The sequence below is a fragment of the Polaromonas vacuolata genome, assembly GCF_012584515.1.
In the GTDB taxonomy this organism is placed as follows: domain Bacteria; phylum Pseudomonadota; class Gammaproteobacteria; order Burkholderiales; family Burkholderiaceae_C; genus Polaromonas; species Polaromonas vacuolata.
This window is the reverse complement of record NZ_CP051461.1, coordinates 2561156-2582147: the sequence shown is the minus strand read 5'-3', so window position 1 is coordinate 2582147 and position 20992 is coordinate 2561156. Positions and strand designations below refer to the sequence as shown.

Annotated in this window: 20 protein-coding genes and 1 tRNA gene; 16 read left to right on the top strand and 5 right to left on the bottom strand. The window is 50.3% G+C overall.

Going from position 1 to position 20992, the window contains the following annotated elements; translation table 11 throughout:
- The first annotated feature begins 237 nt into the window (after nt 1-237).
- Nucleotides 238-1092 (top strand): 4,5-DOPA-extradiol-dioxygenase, encoded by an 855-nt coding sequence (gene ygiD, locus HC248_RS11765; RefSeq protein WP_168922640.1) that lies wholly within the window; start codon nt 238-240, stop codon nt 1090-1092.
- 17 nt (nt 1093-1109) lie between these two features.
- Here ygiD and HC248_RS11760 read toward each other — a convergent pair whose 3' ends face one another.
- The gene (locus HC248_RS11760) at nt 1110-2306 is read right to left on the bottom strand and encodes an amino acid aminotransferase (protein ID WP_168922639.1); all 1197 of its coding nucleotides are present in this window, start codon (nt 2304-2306) and stop codon (nt 1110-1112) included.
- Between the two features lie 190 nt (nt 2307-2496).
- On the opposite strand from HC248_RS11760, the gene uvrB reads away from it, so the two are divergent.
- From uvrB to HC248_RS11705, 11 genes are all read left to right on the top strand, one after another.
- On the top strand, nt 2497-4596 hold the full coding sequence (uvrB, locus tag HC248_RS11755; RefSeq protein ID WP_168923811.1) for an excinuclease ABC subunit UvrB: 2100 nt from the start codon (nt 2497-2499) through the stop codon (nt 4594-4596).
- A gap of 267 nt (nt 4597-4863) precedes the next feature.
- Nucleotides 4864-5400, top strand: a complete 537-nt coding sequence (gene iscR, locus HC248_RS11750) for a Fe-S cluster assembly transcriptional regulator IscR (protein ID WP_168922638.1) — start codon at nt 4864-4866, stop codon at nt 5398-5400.
- A 94-nt stretch (nt 5401-5494) separates the two neighbouring features.
- Complete coding sequence (locus HC248_RS11745) at nt 5495-6712, top strand: IscS subfamily cysteine desulfurase (RefSeq protein ID WP_168922637.1); 1218 nt, start codon at nt 5495-5497, stop codon at nt 6710-6712.
- A gap of 49 nt (nt 6713-6761) precedes the next feature.
- Entirely contained in the window at nt 6762-7160 is a 399-nt protein-coding gene (iscU, locus tag HC248_RS11740; RefSeq protein WP_168922636.1) for a Fe-S cluster assembly scaffold IscU, read from the top strand.
- Nucleotides 7161-7196: 36 nt separating this feature from the next.
- Nucleotides 7197-7520 carry an iron-sulfur cluster assembly protein IscA gene (iscA, locus tag HC248_RS11735; RefSeq protein ID WP_168922635.1) on the top strand — a complete coding sequence of 108 codons (324 nt, stop codon included), beginning with the start codon at nt 7197-7199 and terminating at the stop codon, nt 7518-7520.
- 173 nt (nt 7521-7693) lie between these two features.
- Complete coding sequence (gene hscB / locus HC248_RS11730; RefSeq protein WP_168923810.1) at nt 7694-8212, top strand: Fe-S protein assembly co-chaperone HscB; 519 nt, start codon at nt 7694-7696, stop codon at nt 8210-8212.
- Nucleotides 8213-8249: 37 nt separating this feature from the next.
- On the top strand, nt 8250-10112 hold the full coding sequence (gene hscA / locus HC248_RS11725) for a Fe-S protein assembly chaperone HscA (RefSeq protein WP_168922634.1): 1863 nt from the start codon (nt 8250-8252) through the stop codon (nt 10110-10112).
- Nucleotides 10113-10134: 22 nt separating this feature from the next.
- Nucleotides 10135-10473, top strand: a complete 339-nt coding sequence (gene fdx / locus HC248_RS11720) for an ISC system 2Fe-2S type ferredoxin (protein ID WP_168922633.1) — start codon at nt 10135-10137, stop codon at nt 10471-10473.
- 39 nt (nt 10474-10512) lie between these two features.
- Complete coding sequence (dnaQ, locus tag HC248_RS11715; RefSeq protein WP_168922632.1) at nt 10513-11223, top strand: DNA polymerase III subunit epsilon; 711 nt, start codon at nt 10513-10515, stop codon at nt 11221-11223.
- A gap of 72 nt (nt 11224-11295) precedes the next feature.
- Nucleotides 11296-11370 (top strand) — tRNA-Val (locus HC248_RS11710).
- A gap of 243 nt (nt 11371-11613) precedes the next feature.
- The gene (locus tag HC248_RS11705; protein ID WP_168922631.1) at nt 11614-12192 is read left to right on the top strand and encodes a DUF2889 domain-containing protein; all 579 of its coding nucleotides are present in this window, start codon (nt 11614-11616) and stop codon (nt 12190-12192) included.
- A gap of 113 nt (nt 12193-12305) precedes the next feature.
- On the opposite strand, the gene HC248_RS11700 is transcribed toward HC248_RS11705, so the two are convergent.
- Complete coding sequence (locus HC248_RS11700) at nt 12306-13286, bottom strand: IS30 family transposase (RefSeq protein WP_168920864.1); 981 nt, start codon at nt 13284-13286, stop codon at nt 12306-12308.
- Nucleotides 13287-13524: 238 nt separating this feature from the next.
- Between HC248_RS11700 and HC248_RS11695 the strand changes: the two genes are divergently transcribed.
- From HC248_RS11695 to HC248_RS11680, 4 genes are all read left to right on the top strand, one after another.
- On the top strand, nt 13525-15090 hold the full coding sequence (locus tag HC248_RS11695) for a catalase (protein ID WP_168922630.1): 1566 nt from the start codon (nt 13525-13527) through the stop codon (nt 15088-15090).
- Between the two features lie 114 nt (nt 15091-15204).
- Entirely contained in the window at nt 15205-15768 is a 564-nt protein-coding gene (locus HC248_RS11690; protein WP_168922629.1) for an ankyrin repeat domain-containing protein, read from the top strand.
- Nucleotides 15769-15902: 134 nt separating this feature from the next.
- The gene (locus tag HC248_RS11685) at nt 15903-16517 is read left to right on the top strand and encodes a histidine phosphatase family protein (protein ID WP_168922628.1); all 615 of its coding nucleotides are present in this window, start codon (nt 15903-15905) and stop codon (nt 16515-16517) included.
- Nucleotides 16518-16721: 204 nt separating this feature from the next.
- Nucleotides 16722-17702 (top strand): IS30 family transposase, encoded by a 981-nt coding sequence (locus tag HC248_RS11680; protein ID WP_168920864.1) that lies wholly within the window; start codon nt 16722-16724, stop codon nt 17700-17702.
- 123 nt (nt 17703-17825) lie between these two features.
- Here the strand turns inward: HC248_RS11680 and HC248_RS11675 are convergent, their stop codons facing one another.
- The 3 genes from HC248_RS11675 to HC248_RS11665 all read right to left on the bottom strand — a co-directional run bounded on the left by HC248_RS11675 (nt 17826) and on the right by HC248_RS11665 (nt 20862).
- On the bottom strand, nt 17826-19547 hold the full coding sequence (locus HC248_RS11675) for a PhoH family protein (protein ID WP_168922627.1): 1722 nt from the start codon (nt 19545-19547) through the stop codon (nt 17826-17828).
- A gap of 188 nt (nt 19548-19735) precedes the next feature.
- The gene (locus HC248_RS11670) at nt 19736-20212 is read right to left on the bottom strand and encodes a peroxiredoxin (RefSeq protein WP_168922626.1); all 477 of its coding nucleotides are present in this window, start codon (nt 20210-20212) and stop codon (nt 19736-19738) included.
- A 257-nt stretch (nt 20213-20469) separates the two neighbouring features.
- Nucleotides 20470-20862, bottom strand: coding sequence for an Mth938-like domain-containing protein (locus tag HC248_RS11665; protein ID WP_168922625.1), 393 nt, complete (start codon nt 20860-20862; stop codon nt 20470-20472).
- Nucleotides 20863-20992 lie beyond the last annotated feature (130 nt).

The following is a 20992-nucleotide window of genomic DNA, read 5'->3' as shown; positions in this document are numbered from 1 at the left end:
CGAGCGCAGACTGTGCTGCATCGCAACAAATTTAACGTGATAACAACTGATTTAAGAAGATTTACTCATTTCAGTTGACTTTTAAATAAGTATATTTTCTATTGTCGTCGTTCTGGCCAAGCAAAGAGCAGTCAAGGGTATAAACGTTACACGCGTTGCATCTAATTTATTAGATAAAAGTAAATCTAGTCAAGTCGCCCGGCGACCCCGGGGATATCAAACGAGCGATTTCAAATTATGTTTTCTTCTACTCAAATGGCCCTGCTTGACGGCATCGTCTCGCTGCGCAAATCCGAGCGTATGCCGGTTTTGTTTCTTGGCCACGGCAGCCCCATGAATGCGATTGGCGACAACGAGTATCGGCGTAGCTGGCAAGCGCTGGGTGCTGAGTTCGGCGTGAGCATGCCCATGCCGCAACTGGTGCTGTGTATTTCTGCGCATTGGCTAACGGATGGCTGGCGACTGACGGCTATGGAACATCCCAAAACTCTGCACGACTTTGGCGGTTTTCCGCAAGAGTTGTTTGACGAGCAATACCCAGCTACCGGTGATGCGGCTGCTGCGCGTGTCATTGCCCAGTTAATACGCCAACGCGGCTCTAAGCCGCTAGACCTTGATACCCATGAATGGGGTTTGGATCACGGTAGTTGGTCGGTTTTAAAGCCTATGTTTCCTGCTGCTAATTTGCCTGTGATTCAACTCAGCATGGATTACAGCCGACCGCCAGAAGATCATTACGCGCTGGCCCAACAGCTGCTGGGTCTGCGCGACCGCGGCGTGCTAATTGTCGGCAGCGGCAATATTGTTCATAACTTGCGTGAGATGCAGCGTGGTGCTGCCGGTCACCAAGCGTTTGATTGGGCGCTGGAGTTTGATCACATCATTGGTGACTACATACAGCAGGGTAATTTGAAAGCTTTACAAAACTTTCTCAAACTTGGCCAAGTCGCCAAAATAGCCCACCCCAGTCACGAGCATTTTCTGCCGCTGCTCTATGCCGCAGGTGCGGTGCAAGCCGGTGAGCGTATGCGTTTTTTCAACACCAGCTTTCAGGGCGGATCGATTTCAATGCGCTCTGTTGTCTGGGGTTGAAAGGGTGACGCTAAGGCTTAAATCACCGCCGCGATTGCTTTACAAACGTAATCAATATTTTTGCTGTTCAGGGCTGCAACGCACATGCGGCCGCTGTCGGTGCCATAAACGCCAAATTCACTGCGCAGACGAATCATTTGGTCTTTGTTCAGGCCTGAGTAGCTAAACATGCCGATTTGGTTGGTGATAAAGCTCATATCTTGCTTCACACCAGCCGCCTTGAGGCCATCAACCAGTTTTGCGCGCATGGCTTTTATGCGCTCGCGCATTTCAGTCAACTCTTGCTCCCACTGCGCACGCAACTCCGGTGTGTTGAGCACATTGGCGACTACTGTTGCACCATGAATTTGTGGGTTGCTGTAGTTGGTGCGAATCACCAGCTTGACTTGGGATAGCACACGGCCAGCTTCTTCTTTGCTAGAGCAAAGTACCGACAACGCTCCAACGCGCTCTCCATATAGGCTAAAGCTTTTGGAGAATGAGGTGGCGACCAAAAAGTTCAGGCCGGCAGCGACGAATTTGCCAATCACTGAGCCGTCTTCTTTGATGCCGTGGCCAAAGCCTTGGTAGGCCATGTCAAGAAATGCGGTCAATCCGCCGTCTTTAACTGCTTGGACAACCTGATCCCACTGCGCTGGGGTGATGTCGTAGCCAGTCGGGTTGTGGCAGCAAGCGTGGAGCACGACTATGGTGCCGGGTGTTGCCGCTTTGAGGGAGGCGAGCATGCCGTCAAAGTTAACGCCGCGTTTTTCGGCGTCGTAGTAAGGATGGCTTTCGGTGGCGAAACCGGCCGCTGCAAACAGTGCGCGGTGGTTATCCCAGCTTGGGTCAGAGATCATGACTTTTGCGTTCGGGGTGAGCTTTTTCAAGAAGTCAGCACCAATCTTCAGGCCACCCGTGCCGCCAATGCCTTGGGCTGTAACAACACGGCCGCTGGTAACCGGCTCGCTATCAGCGCCAAAAACCAAGGATTTGACGGCTGAGTCATAAGCTGCAAAGCCTTCCATCGGCAGGTAGGCCCTGGCTTTTGGGGTTTCCATCATTTGCGCTTCTGCAGTTTGCACGCACTTTAAAAGCGGCAGTTTGCCGTTGTCGTCGTAGTAAACGCCAACGCCTAGGTTGACTTTGCTGGGGTTGGTGTCGGCAGCGAAGGCGTCGTTAATGCCCAGTATGGGGTCGCGTGGTGCCATTTCGACAGCGGTAAACATTGACATGAAGATCCTTAAAAATTAAAAAAAGAAATTTTGTACTCGTCGCAAATACAACGTCAGCGCGAAAAACAGGGCATCGCACGCGTGTGATCTCGATTTTCGCCTGAATGTCGTATGCTGATTGGTTGCCCACGATTTTAGCGGGGTCACAGTACGGTATTAGGAGTTTGGCATGTCAGAAGCGTCGGAAATCATGAGTCTCACCAAGAAATCAGCCAAAACGCAGGCCAAGGTAGAGGATCAAATCGAGGGCACGTTTGCGCGCTTTCCGGGCTCGCCCTTCGAATTATTTCAGCCTTATATGCCGGCGGGAGATCAACCCACGGCGATTGAAAAACTTTGTGAAGGCATAGTCGACGGCGAGGTGTTTCAGACTTTGCTGGGCGTAACCGGTTCGGGCAAAACTTTCACCATGGCCAACGTAATTGCCCGCATGGGCAGGCCGGCGATTATTTTTGCCCCGAATAAAACCCTGGCCGCACAGCTTTACAGCGAGTTTCGTGAGTTCTTTCCCAAAAATGCAGTCGAATATTTCGTCAGTTACTACGACTACTACCAGCCCGAGGCCTATGTGCCGCAGCGCGATTTGTTCATCGAAAAAGACTCAGCAATTAACGAGCATATCGAGCAGATGCGGCTATCTGCTACCAAGAGCGTGCTGGAGCGGCGCGACACCATCATCGTGGCCACGGTTAGTGCTATCTACGGTATAGGCGCGCCTGAGGATTACACGCAGATGCGTTTCATTGCGCGTGAGACCGACAAAATGGGCCAGCGCGACGTGATTTCGCGCCTGATTCGCATGCAATACACGCGCAATGATCAAGATTTTGCACGCGGCACTTTTCGTGTGCGCGGCGATGTGATTGATGTGTTTCCGGCTGAGCATTCCGAGCTGGCTGTGCGTATTGAGTTGTTTGATGATGAGATCGAAACCATCCAATTGTTTGACCCGTTAACTGGCCGCATCAAGCAAAAAGTGCCGCGTTTTGTGGTTTACCCCAAAAGTCATTACGTCACCCCTCGCGAGAAAGTCATGATGGCGGTCGAGACGATTAAGTTGGAGCTGTCTGAGCGCGTCGCGCAATTCATCTCGCAAGGCAAATTAATTGAAGCTCAGCGCATAGAGCAACGCACCCGTTTTGACTTGGAAATGCTGAGTGAAATCGGTCACTGCAAAGGGATTGAAAATTACACCCGGCACTTGAGTGGCGCGGTGCCCGGCTCTGCCCCCTCCACGCTGTGCGACTACATGCCCAAAGATGCGTTGATGTTTCTTGACGAATCACATGTGATGATTGGCCAGCTCAACGCCATGTATAACGGTGACCGCGCGCGTAAAACCAATCTGGTTGACTATGGCTTTCGTCTGCCCAGCGCGTTGGATAACCGACCGCTGAAGTTCGAAGAGTTCGAAAGCAAAATGCGCCAAGCAGTGTTTGTCTCTGCCACACCCGCCAATTACGAGAAAGAGCACGCAGGTCAGGTAGTCGAGCAGGTGGTGCGGCCAACTGGGTTGGTTGATCCACAGGTCGAGGTCAGGCCAGCGACGCATCAAGTCGACGACGTGCTGCAAGAAATTCGCATACGTGCAGAGAAAAACGAGCGCGTATTAATCACCACGCTGACCAAGCGTATGGCTGAGCAACTCACCGACTACCTGACGGATAACGGCGTCAAAGTCAGGTATTTGCACAGCGACGTAGACACTGTGGAGCGGGTCGAAATACTGCGCGACTTGCGGCTCGGTGTGTTCGACGTTTTAGTCGGCATTAATTTACTGCGCGAAGGCATAGACATTCCCGAGGTCTCTTTGGTAGCGATTTTGGACGCGGACAAAGAAGGTTTTTTACGCTCCGAGCGCAGCTTGATTCAGACCATAGGCAGAGCCGCACGAAATCTCAATGGCCGCGCAATTTTGTACGCCGACCGGATCACCGACTCGATGAAAATGGCCATGGGTGAGACCGAACGCAGGCGTAACAAACAAATCGCTTTTAACCTTGAAAACGGCATCACGCCGCGTAGCGTGGTCAAGCGCATCAAGGATTTGATTGATGGTGTTTACAGCGAAAAGTCAGGTAAAGAAGCCGAAAAACTACAAATGCAAAAAGCCATGGTCGAAGACATGAGCGAAAAAGACATTGCTCGCGAGATCAAGCGGCTCGAAAAACTAATGATTGAACACGCTAAAAACCTTGAATTTGAAAAAGCTGCGCAGGTCAGAGATCAGTTACAGGTACTCAAAGCGCAGGCTTTTGGTGCTGCGGTGTCAGACAACATCTTGTCTTAACGATTAATCTTTAATGTTTGACTCATTTAGTTAGGTATTAGGATAAAATAAAGTTACCGGTCAGTATAAAAAACTACTAAATCGTATGCAGACCGTGACCTCCAAGCTGTTTGGTGTATACTTGACGAATTCAGTCGGGAAATACAAAAAACAATAAAGCCCCATTAATCAACGGTTGACTGACCGCGGTGGCTGGAGGAAACAGTACCTTGAAGCGTTAAAAACTTCAGGGCTAAACGGCAGATAAGCCAACTAAAGGACCTCGTTATGCGTCTCACGACTAAAGGCCGCTTTGCGGTCACTGCAATGATTGATTTGGGACTACGCCAGAATAATGGCCCAGTGACATTGGCTGCTATCAGTCAGCGTCAGCAAATTTCTCTTTCTTACCTTGAACAGCTGTTCGGCAAATTACGCCGTCACGAGCTGGTCGAGTCAACCCGTGGCCCAGGCGGCGGTTACACCTTGGGCCGCAAAGCCTCGGCGATCACTGTTGCTGACATCATCGTTTCTGTTGATGAGCCAATTGACGCAACCCAATGTGGCGGTAAAGAAAACTGTTTAGGCGAAGGCGGACGCTGTATGACCCATGAGTTGTGGGCGTCGCTTAACAGTCGCATGGTCGAGTTTCTTGACTCTGTGACTCTACAAAAGTTGGTTGATGATCAACTTGCTAAAGGTGTAGTGATAGAGAACACCCCAATGGTTAAAAAAGCCATTTTCACTGCACCAATGGTCAAGCCCATGCGTATTAATGCACCGAATTCGGTGTTCGCTTTGGGTAATGCATTTTCTAAATCGTGAAACCTGCATTCTTAGGTTGCGTTGACCCGAGTTGACGCTAACTTCAATTTTTTGTTACCGCTGTTAGCCAGCTAATTACTTAAAGAGCAAGCATATGGAAACCCCACATTTTCCGATCTACATGGACTACAGCTCCACCAACCCATGCGACCCACGCGTTGTAGATGCGATGGTGCCATGGTTGCGCGAACATTTCGGCAACCCTGCATCCCGCAGCCACGCTTGGGGCTGGGAAGCAGAAGCCGCAGTCGAAAACGCCCGCGATCAAATTGCAGCCTTGATTGGCGCTGATCCACGCGAAATCGTCTGGACTAGCGGTGCGACCGAGTCGAATAACCTAGCGCTCAAGGGTGCTGCGAATTTCTACAAGACACGTGGCAAGCACATCATCACTGTGAAGACTGAGCACAAAGCTGTTTTGGACACCTGCCGTGAACTCGAACGTCAAGGTTTCGAGTGCACTTACCTAGATGTGCAAGCCGATGGCCTGCTCGACATTGAAGTGCTCAGGGCCGCCATTCGCCCAGACACTATTCTTGTCAGCGTGATGTTTGTAAATAATGAGATTGGCGTGATTCAAGACATGGTTGCCATCGGTAACTTGTGCCGTGAAAAAGGCGTGATCTTTCATTCCGATGCTGCTCAAGCTACTGGTCGCGTCGACATCGACTTGGCGAGTTTGCCGGTTGACTTGATGAGCCTGACCTCACACAAAACCTATGGTCCAAAAGGCATTGGCGCACTGTATGTACGCCGCAAGCCGCGCATCCGCTTAGAAGCACAAATGCACGGCGGCGGTCACGAGCGCGGTATGCGCTCCGGCACCTTGCCAACGCATCAGTGCGTCGGCATGGGCGAAGCCTACCGGATTGCAAAAGAAGAGATGCATGATGAAAACATCCGCATCCTTGCGCTGCACGAACGCATGCTCGCCGGTCTGAAAGACGTAGAGCAAGTGTTTCTTAACGGTCACGCTGACAAGCGCGTTCCGCACAACCTCAACATGAGCTTTAACTATGTTGAAGGTGAATCCCTCATCATGGGTATTAAAGGTCTCGCGGTTTCCAGCGGTTCTGCTTGCACATCAGCCAGCCTAGAACCTAGTTACGTGCTGCGCGCCTTGGGCCGTAGCGACGAGTTGGCACACAGCAGCCTGCGCATGACGATAGGACGTTGGAGTACCGAAGAAGAAATCGATTACGCCGTCGCAACCATTAAAGAAAACGTAGCCAAGCTGCGCGAGTTGTCTCCCCTTTGGGAGATGTTCCAGGACGGTGTGGATATTTCTTCCATTCAGTGGGCCGCGCACTAAGCGCCACCTGACGCCGACCATAGATTCAACAATTCAAGAGGTAAATAAAATGGCATATAGCGAAAAAGTTGTAGATCACTACGAAAATCCACGCAATGTAGGCTCCTTCGAAAAAGGTGACGAGAGCGTTGGTACTGGCATGGTGGGTGCGCCCGCATGCGGCGACGTTATGAAGCTGCAGATCAAAGTCAATCCTTTGACCGGCGTGATTGAAGACGCACGTTTTAAAACCTACGGCTGCGGCTCGGCGATTGCTTCTAGCTCGCTGGTGACCGAATGGGTCAAAGGCAAAACTTTAGACGAAGCGGCAAGCATCATGAACAGCCAAATCGCCGAAGAGTTGGCCTTACCGCCGGTGAAAATTCACTGCTCGATTTTGGCTGAAGACGCCATCAAAGCTGCTGTGAATGACTACAAGCAAAAACATTTGCAAGCTGTCGTCGCCTAAGCCCTGATTTCTTTGACAATTTTCAAGTGAGTCCAAATGTCCGTAACTCTGACCGATGCCGCCGCCCGACACGTAACCCGCTATATGACCAAGCGCGGCAAAGGTGTGGGTGTGCGGCTGGGTGTTAAGACCACAGGTTGCTCTGGTTTGGCTTACAAGCTTGAATATGCCGATTCGATTGCGCCCGAGGATGTGGTGTTTGAAGATAACGGCGTGAAGGTACTGGTTGATCCAAAAAGTATTGCCTATATTGATGGCACTCGTCTTGACTTTGTTCGCGAAGGCCTTAACGAAGGTTTTAAATTCATCAATCCCAATGAGCGCGATCGCTGTGGGTGCGGTGAGAGCTTTCGTGTCTAAAGTCTGGTTTTAGCGTTCACTGACCTTCAGTGCTGCGCAGCAATTCAGTCCGACACCACGGGCGCCAAGCTTTGCTGCTAGGCGCCCGGTTTTCCTTAATCGCTGTACTTTTTCCCTAACGCTTTTTACTGCGTTATCCATTTCTTTATATCGTCACCACTTTGCAAGCTTTGATCTCGCTCACTTCCAACGACTTTGAACTGTTCGGTTTAATCCCGCGTTTTGCGCAAGATCGCCCCGCAATAGATGCACGTTGGAAAGAGCTTCAGCGTCAGACCCACCCGGACAAATTTGCCGCCCAAGGCGGCTCTGCTCAGCGCGTTGCCATGCAGTGGTCGGTACGTATTAATGAGGCTTATCGCCGGCTAAAAAATCCGCTTGAAAGGGCTAGCTATCTTTGCGAGCTTAACGGTGCTGCCATCAATGCTGAAAATAATACCGCCATGCCAACGGCTTTTTTAATGCAGCAAATGGAGTGGCGCGAAGCGCTTGAAGACGCCGACTCTTTACTCGACGTTGAGACGATTGAGACCGAAGTCAGGCAACGTCGAGGAGAAATGCTGGCTGAAATAGCGCAGACGCTAGATGAAAAAAATGATTTTCCCGCCGCTGCAAATCAGGTGAGAAGCCTTATGTTTGTTGAGCGATTTGCATCCGAGCTGGAGTCTCGTCTTGAGCAACTGGGACAATGAGTTATTCCCTATTTAAAAGAGTTTTCTAAAAATACGCATGGCACTTCTGCAAATTTCCGAACCCGGTCAGTCACCTGACCCGCATCAACGGCGTATTGCCGTTGGCATAGATCTGGGTACAACACATTCGCTGGTTGCCAGCGTACGTAACGGCGTAGCCGAATGTCTGCCAGACGAGCAGGGCAGAATACTTCTTCCCAGCGTAGTGCGCTATCTGGATGAAGAGCGTAGGCAAATTGGCTACGCTGCGCTCGATCAGCAGGTGCAAGATCCACGCAATACCATCTCTTCTGTCAAGCGTCTTATGGGCCGCGGCATAGAAGATATAGTCAATCGCGCCCATCTGCCTTATCTCTTGAAAGACTTGCCTGGCATGGTCACACTGCAAACTGTGGCGGGTGATAAAAGCCCGGTTCAAGTCAGTGCTGAGATTTTGGCGACACTGCGTTTTCGCGCCGAGGACAGTTTTGATGACGAAGTCTTCGGTGCTGTCATCACAGTACCGGCTTACTTTGATGATGCGCAGCGTCAGGCTACTAAAGATGCCGCTCAGCTCGCGGGTATTAATGTGCTGCGTTTGATAAACGAGCCGACAGCTGCAGCCATTGCCTATGGACTGGATAACCAGAGCGAAGGCGTTTTTGCTATCTATGACTTAGGCGGCGGCACTTTCGATATTTCTATTTTGCGATTGACGCAAGGTGTTTTTGAAGTGGTTGCAACCGGCGGCGATTCGGCGCTGGGCGGCGATGACTATGACCGCGCTTTGGTTGACAGCGCATTGACCCGCACCGGTTTGGCAGCAGACGCACTGACTGCTACCGATAAGGCGGCACTGCTACGCACCGCTCGAATTTGCAAAGAGGCACTTTCTAGCCGCGGCTCAGCACCATTTAACGTTCAGCTGTCTAAAGCGTTAATTAATTTTGAAATGAATGCCGAGGTATTTGAAACCGCTACTGCTCACCTCACACAACGCACGATTACTGCAGTGCGTAAAGCGCTGCGCGATGCCAATTTAGGCCGTGAAGAAATCGATGGCGTGGTGATGGTTGGTGGCTCAACCCGTATGCTGCATGTCCGTAAAGCAGTGGGTAGTTTCTTTGGACGTGAACCACTCACCAACCTCAATCCTGACGAAGTCGTCGCTTTGGGCGCAGCCATTTCAGCAAACCAGCTGGTTGGCAATCACGTAGGTGATGATTTGCTGTTGCTAGATGTGATACCTCTGTCGCTGGGGATTGAGACTATGGGTGGATTGGTTGAGCGCATAGTGCCGCGCAACCAAACCATACCCACAGCCATGGCCCAAGACTTCACGACTTATAAAGATGGTCAGACTGCCTTAGCCCTGCATGTGGTGCAGGGTGAGCGCGACTTGGTAGCTGATTGCCGCAGTCTTGCGCGCTTTGAGTTGCGCGGCATACCGCCTATGGCGGCCGGCGCCGCGCGTATTCGTGTGAGCTTTACTGTCGATGCTGACGGCCTTCTCAGCGTGGCAGCGAAAGAACAAATCAGCGGCGTAGAGTCGCGCATCGACGTCAAACCGTCTTACGGATTGTCTGATGAAGATATTGCACGCATGTTGCAAGAAAGTTTCACCACCGCTGAGCAAGACATGAAATCGCGCTCATTAGCCGAGGCTCAGGTCGATGCCGACCGCATGATAATGGCCACCCAAAGCGCGTTGGACAAAGATGCAGATCTGCTCAATGCAGAAGAACTTGCTGAAATTAACGCCCTCATGCTTGACTTATCCAAGACCCGTAGCAATGGTGACGCCGCTGCTATCGAGGCCGCTACTGTCGCCTTGGCAAAGGCCACTGAATCATTCGCAGCCATGCGCATGAACCGTGGCATTCAAAAGGCCTTAGCTGGCAAAAATATTCAAACCGTTTAATTCGGATTTAAAAGTAATACCCATGCCCATCATCAAAATAATGCCCCATCCTGAATACTGCCCACAAGGCGTTGAAATCAGCGCCAAGGCCGGCACTTCCATCTGCGAAGCCATGCTTGAGAACAACATCAAGATTGAGCATGCTTGCGAGATGAGTTGCGCTTGCAGCACTTGCCATGTGGTGATCCGAGAAGGCTTTAAATCTTTAGGCGAGATTGAAGACGGTGAAGAAGACTTGCTCGACATGGCTTGGGGTTTAGAGCCTAATTCGCGCTTGAGTTGCCAAGCCTTGTTATCGCAGACCGATGTGACGGTGGAAATTCCCCGTTACACCGTCAATCACGCCAAAGAATTGCATTGATTTTTAACGCCGGATTTTCACAGACTAAATCATCACGCCATGCGTCAAATTGTTCTAGACACTGAAACTACCGGTTTGTCCGCAGAAAGCGGTGACCGCATCATAGAGATAGGCTGCGTTGAATTACTGGGCAGAAAACTCAGCGGAAACGACAAGCATTTCTATCTCAACCCCGGCCGTGACAGTCATGAGGACGCGCTCAAGGTTCACGGCATCAGCAATGATTTTCTGAAAGACAAACCTAAGTTTTCTGCGATTGTTAAAGAGTTGTTGGACTATCTGCAGGGTGCCGAGCTGATTATTCACAACGCACCATTCGATGTAGGTTTTTTAAATAAAGAACTCGAACTGATAGGCCTGCCACCACTCAAGCAATGCGTGAGTAAAGTCACCGATAGTTTGATGATGGCCAAGGAGCTTTATCCGGGCAAACGCAATTCTTTAAATGCCTTGTGTGAGCGCCTAGAAGTCGACAACTCTGGCCGTACCATGCACGGTGCGCTGCTAGACGCGCAGTTGCTGGCAGATGTCTATATCAATCTCACACGTGGTCAAAACAGTTTGATGATGGAGCTCAGCACTGGGCCTGAGACAGGGCAGTCTTTGCCTGTGGTTGATTTGAGTCAGTTTGAATTGCCACTGTTGTTGGCTAATCAAGAAGAAAATGCTGAGCATGAAAAGTTACTGGCCATTATTGACAAAGCCAGCAAGGGAAAAACGGTTTGGCGGGGTGTTTCTGCTGCTGCTTAATGCGCTTGGCTGGAAATCAGCGAAATCCAGCATATAATTTAAGTCTTGCTTGGTGGGTAAATCTGCCGAGAAGGAAGATTAGCTCAGGGGTAGAGCATCGCACTCACACTGCGAGGGTCGCAAGTTCGAAACTTGCATCTTCCACCAAACCCTAAGTTTTATCTCACAGAGATCGGACTCAAACTAAACCCTTGCACTCTTTTTCGGTTGCAAGGTTTTTTTTCGTCCGTATTTTTATGGATTTTATGCAGTAGTGCCGAATTCTTTGACTCCTTGTCTGACGATGCATTCTTCTCAAAGCCTGTGCTGTTAAAGTTTGTATTTATGTTTTGCGGACGCCAAGTTTTAGCAAGCGACATTTTTTAAAATAAATTAGGAGATTTCCCCGCAATGCATCTTCCTTCACCCGCCCTCAGAAAACCTCTACACACCCGCGCTGTCACTTTCAATGGCTTTGAACGCGAAGACGGTCTTTGGGACATAGATGCGAATTTGCGCGATACGCGCCACTACCCAACGTTGGCCGTAGAAAAAGGTGTCGTAGCCGCCGGGGATGCTGTGCACGACATGTATGTGCGAGTCACAGTCGATGATGATTTGATAATTCGAGCAATAGCCTCATCAATGGCGAGCGTACCGTTTAATGAGTGCCCTTCGGCTCTAGACCCCTTGCAAGCGCTGGTGGGCTGCACACTAGGCCCCGGTTGGCATAAGGTTCTGAGCGAAACACTGGGCGGTGTTAAGTCTTGCACGCACATACGTGAACTGCTTTTCAACCTTGCGACTGCGGCCTATCAAACCATTCCGGTACGCCGAGCGGTGATACGCTTTGGCGGCCCGAATACGCTGGCACCGGGTGCAACGCCATCTTTTCACATGGGAAAGTGCAAGTCGTGGGATTTCAATGGCCCGGTTATTTCTCGCCACTACCCGCAGTTTGTCAACTGGACAGAAGATTCAAACAGTTGAGCCGCTTTATTTTTCTGTTGAATCACGTGTTTTTTCTGCTTTGCTAGACTTTTTCACAAGGTAATTTTTCATCAGCTTTTATTCGTAAAAGCTTTATTAATTGCTAGGCGGATTCAAGCTTGAAGTGCAACCGTATGCTGATAGGACTCTAACTGTTCCATAAAAACCTGATGCGGCGTTCGATACCCTAAACATTTTCTAGGACGATGATTGAGCCTGTGCATCGCTAAAGCAATGTCATCGTCGGTGATGCAATTAAAGCGCATCCCCTTTGGGAAAAACTGGCGAATCAAACCGTTCATATTCTCGTTCGCCCCACGCTCCCACGAGGCGTATGGATGGGCGAAAAAGAAATCTGCACTCAGCGCAGAAGCTATTCGTTCATGCTGGGCAAATTCCTTGCCGTTATCAGTCGTGAGAGTGTGCACGCAATGAGCGAACGGTTTGAGTAAAGTGATTAACGCGTCCCCTACGGCTTGCGCTGTTTTGAATGGCACGTGGAAAATTATTGAATAGCGAGAGACACGCTCATTAATCGTCACTAGTGCTTGCTTCTGCCCGGCACCAATCACCAGATCAGCCTCCCAGTCGCCAAAGCGCGCACGCTCAAGCACGATGTCGGGTCGCAGTTCTATTGAGACCTGGTGAGAGATGGTGCCGCGCCGTTCACGGCCACTGCTGCGTTTTTTTCGCGTCTTCTGGCAACGCAGTGTTTTATGCAAGGTGCCGCCCGCGCGTTTGTCAGCGTAGATGTACTGGTAAATGCTCTCATAGCTAACACCGGGTTGGTGGCTAGCTTCGAGGTGGCCGCTGATTTGCTCGGGGCTCCAAGCCTCAGCCAACTTTTCCTCCACTACAGCCCATGTCGAGTCAGCAACTCTAGGACTATTGGCGCAGGCAAGTCTACGTTCTTGGGCTTTGTCATTTGCCTGCTTAGGGCGATAGCCTCGTAGACCGCGGTTACGACGCAACTCACGGCTGATGCTCGATTTATCACGGTCCATCATTTTTGCAATTTCACTTTGATTGAAGTTTGCTTTGACGAGGATTGCAATCTGGTAACGTTCGTCACGGGTGAGGTGTGTGTAAATCATTCTGGGCAACTTTGACTTGGTAGTCGGGAAGCTTGGATGCTCTCACATCTCACCCACCCGTACGGTTAATTTCAAAGTTGCACTTCAGACTTGAATCCGCGCTATTAAATAGCAATTAACTATCACTTCTATCATTTAATACAAATTCCGTTTTGCTTTCGTTTTCCTTATAGTTGATTCTGTTGTGTCTAAGTTCACCTGAGGCACTTTCAATCAGTTTGTCTATTAAGGAAAATAAATGCGAAGTAACAGTTCTCTGCCACATGCCGCTTCTAGCCGCTCTCTGAACGTGATTACCGCAGCGTTGCTGCTTTCAGTCTCAGCTGCAGCATCCGCTGCGCTAGCGCCTTCTACCCTGACCCGCGACAACGGCGCGCCAGTTGGCGATAACCAAAACTCGCAAACAGCTGGTCCAACCGGCCCAACATTGTTGCAAGACGCTCACTTGTTGCAAAAGCTCCAACGGTTTGACCGAGAGCGCGTGCCAGAGCGCGTGGTTCATGCACGTGGAACTGGCGCCCACGGCGTGTTCACAGTCAGTGACGACATCTCTGATTTGAGCCGTGCCAAAGTTTTCACCATGGGTAGCCAGACACCGGTTTTTGTTCGCTTTTCGGCTGTTATTCACGGCAGTCATTCACCTGAAACCTTGCGCGATCCACGTGGCTTTGCGACCAAGTTCTACACCACTGAAGGTAACTGGGATTTAGTTGGCAACAATCTGCCGGTGTTCTTTATACGGGACGCGATGAAGTTCCCGGATATGGTTCATTCGCTCAAGCCAGCGCCAGATACGAATCTTCAAGACCCTAATCGCTTCTTTGATTTTTTCTCGCAAACGCCTGAAGCTACGCACATGCTCACGCGTCTCTACACCGACTACGGCATACCTAAAAACTACCGCACCATGGACGGTAACGGCGTGCATGCGTATAAGTTTATTAATGCAGCGGGTCAGTATTCCTATGTCAAGTTTCACTGGAAGTCGCAACAAGGCGAGCACAATTTAACCGGTGCGCAAGCTGCCAAGATACAGTCCACCGATTTCAATCACGCCACGCGTGACCTGATTAGTGCCATCAACAAGGGTGACTTTCCGAAGTGGGATTTGTTTGTGCAGGTACTCAAGCCTGAGCAACTCGCGAGTTTTGATTTTGATGCGCTGGATGCGACCAAAATCTGGCCAGGTCTGCCCGAGCGCAAGATAGGCACCATGACGCTTAATCGCAATCCTGGCAATATCTTTCAAGAGACCGAGCAAAGCGCGTTCGCACCATCGAATGTTGTGCCAGGTATCGAAACGTCGGAAGACCGTTTACTCCAAGGTCGTCTGTTTTCCTACGCCGACACCCAGAGCTACCGCATAGGCGCAAATGCGTTGCAGTTGCCTATCAATCGGCCGCGTAACCAAGTGGTGAGCAATAACCAAGATGGTTCTATGAACGCTGGTATGCGTACTGGTTCTATCAACTATGAACCAAGCCGCTTGTCAGGTGTTAGTCAAGATGAGGCTTTCAAGTCCAGTGCTTTGCCTTTGGTTGGCAGCACCCAACAGGCGCGCATCACCAAGACCTTGAACTTTCGCCAAGCCGGTGAGTACTACCGTAGTTTGACGGCGACAGAAAAGAAAAACCTGATCTCTAATCTCGCCGGTGATCTAGGCCAGGTAACGCATCAGGATACGCTTTACGCCATGCTTTCCTTCTTCCAGAAAGCTGATCCTGAGTATGGTCGCTCTATCAGTGCTGCAGTGTCTGCCGATCCGATTCGGGTAGCGCGTGAAGCCGCAGCACTTCGCGAATAAGCTTGAGCGATTAGCGTTTAATGCGGATGCTTAAACGTTGATCGAGGAAGTTTTTTCCTGATCTGGCCGGTGCTATTTAATTATTGATGGCGCCGGCTATTGTAGAAAGTATTCATGAAACGTTTTTTAATAAGCAGTATTTTTTCCTTGGCCTTGTTGCCTTTAGCGCAAGCCCAAAATCAACCGCTGGAGTCTTCTTCTGAGACAAAAGCCACGCCTGATGCGAGCCATATCAAACGCTCGCTTGAGGCTTATTTTTTCGACGCTGCACGTCAAGGCAATACCGCCATGCTGCAGGAGTTTATTAACAGCGGCTACTCGCTAGACACGCGTACTGAGCAAGGCTATTCGGCGTTGATTCTCTCGGCCTACAACGGACGGCCTGCTGCTGTAGATTTGTTAATGAAATCTGGCGCCAATCCTTGTGCCAAAGACAATCGCGGTAACAGCGCGTTGACTGGCGCTATTTTTAAGGGCGAATTGTCGATTGCCAAAACTTTATTGGGTGCTAACTGCCAAGTCGATCAAACCAACAATGCCGGCCAGACCGCTGCTATGTATGCATCGCTCTTTAATCGCAGTGAAATCTTATTGCAACTGCAAAACAAAGGCGCAGACATGAATGCTGCGGATAGTGCGGGCAACACGCCCAACTCTTTGGCGGCTAACCAACGCTAACTTAACGTTAATTAGCCTTGGGCTTTAGTTGGTTTCGTTTGAGCATTAACCTAATGGTTTATTCATGGTCGTGAGTGGTTTGAAATTCATAGCCATTTTTTTTCACCATTAGATTTGATGAGCGATTTAATAAAATGTTTTTAGCCTTTCGTAGAGCACATGCCTTCAAGGCTATCAAGACCTTGTTGGCCATCTCTTTACTGGCCTTTGTTTGGCCTGTTATGGCTGCAGATCTTGCAGATACCGCAAGACTTGCCGAACTACTAAAGAGCCAACAATATGTATTAATGCTGCGTCATGCAGATGCCCCAGGTATCGGTGATCCAGCGGGCTACAGCTTAAAGGACTGCGCCACGCAGCGCAATCTTGGAAAACTGGGACGCCAGCAGGCTGTCAAAATTGGTCACTGGCTCAAGTCGCAAGGCGTTGAGAGTGCGCTGGTCTTGAGCAGTCCTTGGTGCCGCACGCGCGATACCGGAGCAGGCATGGCGCTGGGTGAGGTAGTTGATGAGGCTTCACTAGGCTCTTTTTTTGAAGATCGCTCTGCGCGTATGAGCCAAAATTCTGCTCTGCAAGCGGTGATTCGTGAGCGGCTCTTGGCCAAGGGCGATCTGCCATTAATCCTGATTTCGCACCAAGTTAATATTTCTGAGTTTACCGGCGAATACCTCGCCCCTGGCGCCATGTTGCTAGTCAAGATAGATGCACTAGGCAGGCCAGTTTTGTCTCAACGTATGTCCGCTTTTTAAACCGCTCTGACGATTACTGGGCTGCTGATATTTTTGAAATAGTTAGGCTGACAACTGTTGAGTCTCTCTGTGATTAGTGATTTTTTTTGATGGTTTTATAAACCGCGGATTCAAGTCTGAAGTGCAACTTTGAAATTAACCGTACGGGTGGGTGAGATGTGAGAGCATCCAAGCTTCCCGACTACCAAGTCAAAGTTGCCCAGAATGATTTACACACACCTCACCCGTGACGAACGTTACCAGATTGCAATCCTCGTCAAAGCAAACTTCAATCAAAGTGAAATTGCAAAAATGATGGACCGTGATAAATCGAGCATCAGCCGTGAGTTGCGTCGTAACCGCGGTCTACGAGGCTATCGCCCTAAGCAGGCAAATGACAAAGCCCAAGAACGTAGACTTGCCTGCGCCAATAGTCCTAGAGTTGCTGACTCGACATGGGCTGTAGTGGAGGAAAAGTTGGCTGAGGCTTGGAGCCCCGAGCAAATCAGCGGCCACCTCGAAGCTAGCCACCAACCCGGTGTTAGCTATGAGAGCATTTACCAGTACATCTACGCTGACAAACGCGCGGGCGGCACCTTGCATAAAACACTGCGTTGCCAGAAGACGCGAAAAAAACGCAGCAGTGGCCGTGAACGGCGCGGCACCATCTCTCACCAGGTCTCAATAGAACTGCGACCCGACATCGTGCTTGAGCGTGCGCGCTTTGGCGACTGGGAGGCTGATCTGGTGATTGGTGCCGGGCAGAAGCAAGCACTAGTGACGATTAATGAGCGTGTCTCTCGCTATTCAATAATTTTCCACGTGCCATTCAAAACAGCGCAAGCCGTAGGGGACGCGTTAATCACTTTACTCAAACCGTTCGCTCATTGCGTGCACACTCTCACGACTGATAACGGCAAGGAATTTGCCCAGCATGAACGAATAGCTTCTGCGCTGAGTGCAGATTTCTTTTTCGCCCATCCATACGCCTCGTGGGAGCGTGGGGCGAACGAGAATATGAACGGTTTGATTCGCCAGTTTTTCCCAAAGGGGATGCGCTTTAATTGCATAACCGACGATGACATTGCTTTAGCGATGCACAGGCTCAATCATCGTCCTAGAAAATGTTTAGGGTATCGAACGCCGCATCAGGTTTTTATGGAACAGTTAGAGTCCTATCAGCATACGGTTGCACTTCAAGCTTGAATCCGCCAACTTTTTTATACCTTTTTCTCAAAAGTTAACGTCATTAATAAAAAAGGCCGGATCAATATGACCCGGCCTTTTTGCTTTTTTTAACTAGCGGCTTAAATTTTCAACGTCAGCTACTCACAGTACTTCGCTTGCAAAGTCCGCCAACCTAGAACGCTCACCGCGCGCTAATGTGATGTGGCCGCCGTGTGGCCAGCCCTTGAAGCGGTCTACTGCGTAAGTCATGCCGGATGAGCCCTCAGTCAAATACGGCGTGTCTATCTGCGCAAGGTTTCCCATACAGATAATTTTTGTACCCGGACCGGCTCGGGTGATCAAAGTTTTCATCTGCTTAGGCGTTAAGTTTTGCGCCTCATCAATGATGACGTATTTGTTCAAAAAGGTGCGTCCGCGCATGAAGTTCATGCTTTTGACTTTAATACGTGAACGTATTAATTCATTGGTTGCTGCACGGCCCCATTCGCCTGCACCGCCTTCGGTTTTCCCTAGTACCTCAAGGTTGTCGTCTAGCGCGCCCATCCAAGGGCCCATTTTTTCTTCTTCCGTGCCCGGCAGAAAACCGATGTCTTCGCCAACTGACACGGTGGCGCGGGTCATGATGATCTCTGTGTAGCGACGGTCGTCCAATACTTGGGTCAAGCCAGCAGCTAGAGCCATCAGCGTTTTACCCGTGCCGGCTGTGCCAGCTAAGGTGACGAAATCCACTTCTGGATCCATCAGCAGATTCAGCGCGAAATTCTGTTCGCGGTTACGGCTGGTCACGCCCCAGACTGAATTTTTCAGGTGGTTGTAGTCTTTAAGCGTCTTGAGTACGGCTGTTTTGTCACGAATTTCAATCACTCTGGCATACAGCGGTGGCTCGCCAGGAGACTCAAAAAATACAAACTGATTGATCAGCATGCTGCTCACTATCGGCCCAGAAATGCGGTAGAAGGTTAGGCTGCCTTGCTGCCAGCTCTCTACGGTTTTACTTTGGCGCGTCCAAAAATCAGGTGGCAATGCCAGCGAGCCAACGTAGAGTAGGTCGCCGTCTTCAAGTGTCTTGTCGTTTTGGTAATCATCAGTAGCTAGGCCTAAGGCTCTGGCCTTGACGCGCATGTTGATGTCTTTGGATACCAGTACTACTTCACGTGGCGACTGTTGTTTACGCAGGGCTTCTACGACGCCGAGTATTTGGTTATCTGCCTTGCCCTGTGGCAGGCTCATAGGCAGCGTGTAGTCAAGCGGTTGGGTCTGAAAAAACAGACATCCGCCGGCTTCACGGTGGCCAGTTGTATTGAGTTTTAAGCCTTTGGTGATATCTGCATCTTTGGCGCCGGCCAGTGCATCGAGCGTGCGGCTGGTCTGACGTGCGTTGCGTGCCACCTCAGTCATGCCTTTTTTATGACCGTCGAGTTCTTCCAGAACAATCATGGGCAAAAAGATGTCGTGTTCTTCAAAGCGAAACAAGCACATCGGGTCGTGCATCAGCACATTGGTGTCAAGCACGAACAGCTTGGGCGGACCACTGTGGCTGGTCTTGCGCGGCCTGACCGCTGCTTGCGGTTGATGCACTGGCGCTTGGCTCGCTTGCTCAAGTGCTGGTGTCGATGGTCTGGCGCGCGCTTTCTTTGGCGCTGTAGTCACGACTTTCTCATCCATCACTTCGGCTTGTGTTGTTGCCGGCAGAATTGTTGGTACGGCGCTACGTGTGACTTTAAGTTCTTGCGGCGGAACTTGGGATTCAAGCCCGGTGCTACGAGGCTTTCGGTTGATTTTTGCGGGTGAGGTTGCTGTGGTGTCTATCGCATTGATAGACAGCAAAGCGGCACGTTTGTTTGGTGCGGGTGGCAGTGGCATAGTGCTTGAGACTTTCTAAAAGGTAAAAAGCGGCTTGCAGAAACGACAAAGCCGCCCTGCATAAGCAGGGCGGCTTTGGGGAAGGGGTGCAGTCAAAAAACTATGCAGCATATGTTTATTATGCACAAACCTCATGGCCTTTCTGCGTATTGCACAAAGGCCTGTCAACTGCTTGGTTTTACCGTTGCTTAGGCTGGCTCTTGTAGGGCTTTAACAGCGTTCAGTACGTCTTCAACGTGACCTGGCACTTTTAGGCCGCGCCACTCTTCTTTAAGCATGCCATCAGCGCCTATTAAAAAGGTGCTGCGCTCAATGCCTTTAACTTTTTTGCCGTACATGATCTTGTTCTTGACCACACCGAACATATGACACATTTTTTCTTCGGTGTCAGCGATCAACTCGAACGGCAGTTCAAGCTTGGTTTTGAATTCATCGTGTGATTTCATGTTGTCGCGCGAAACACCAAATAAGGTGGCGCCTGCATCGACGAAATCTTGATAGTGATCCCTGAACTGCATCGCTTCGGTGGTACAACCGGGCGTATTGTCCTTGGGGTAGAAGTAAAGAACAACTACTTTTCCCATGTGGGTTTGGTTTGAGACTTTGATGCCGCCAGTGGCGACTGCTTCAAATTCGGGGAGGAGCTTATTAACGACTACTGCCATACTGAATTGACCCTGACAAAATGTTTATGATGAGCCGTGGCTCTTGGCATAAATCCGGTAGTTAAAGCTTCCGACGCATGAGCGCGGGCGCTGATCCGGTAAACGCTGCCAAGTGCAACCCATGATTTTACTCTTAAAGCACGGCCTTGCTCAATTTGGCGTGTAGGTCGATAGCTTGCTTCTTCGTTTAAAGCCGTTTCAGTTGCCTTTATCTGTACCTTCAAAGTCACATTTGTCGGCACAATTTACTGGCTGAATCAATCACTCGCTGGCTCTATCAACAGCGCTGCAATGACTCGCCGTCCTTCGCCAGCCAAAATGTTGTAGGTGCGGCAGGCCGCCAGCGTATCCATGGTCTCAAAGCCTATTCGCTGCGCCATTAGTGCGCGCAAAAAGGCTGGAGGCGCGAATCGGATGCGGTCCCCACTGCCGAAAATCACCAGCTCGGGTTTGCTGGCTGCTGCTAGTGTGAAATGCGCTTCAGTCAAGTCTTCAAAGCGCTTGCATTCCCAGTTGAATTTTTCGCCGCGCGAACCAATGACTATGCTTTGCTCGATTTTTTCAGCCACTCCTAGGTGCGCTAGGCCTACCCAACCGGGGCCATAGCCAAGAATGGATTGAACGTCGAGATGGTCGGGTTGGAGTTTCATGCTGTGTGCCAGGTTGATTTGCAGAGCAAAGGGCTCTGCGCTGTGCGGGTGAAAAGCTACTTTTATGTGGTCAAATTATAGATTCGCCAAAAAATTTCGCTCTCTGGGGTTATGCCGGCACTAAGGTTGG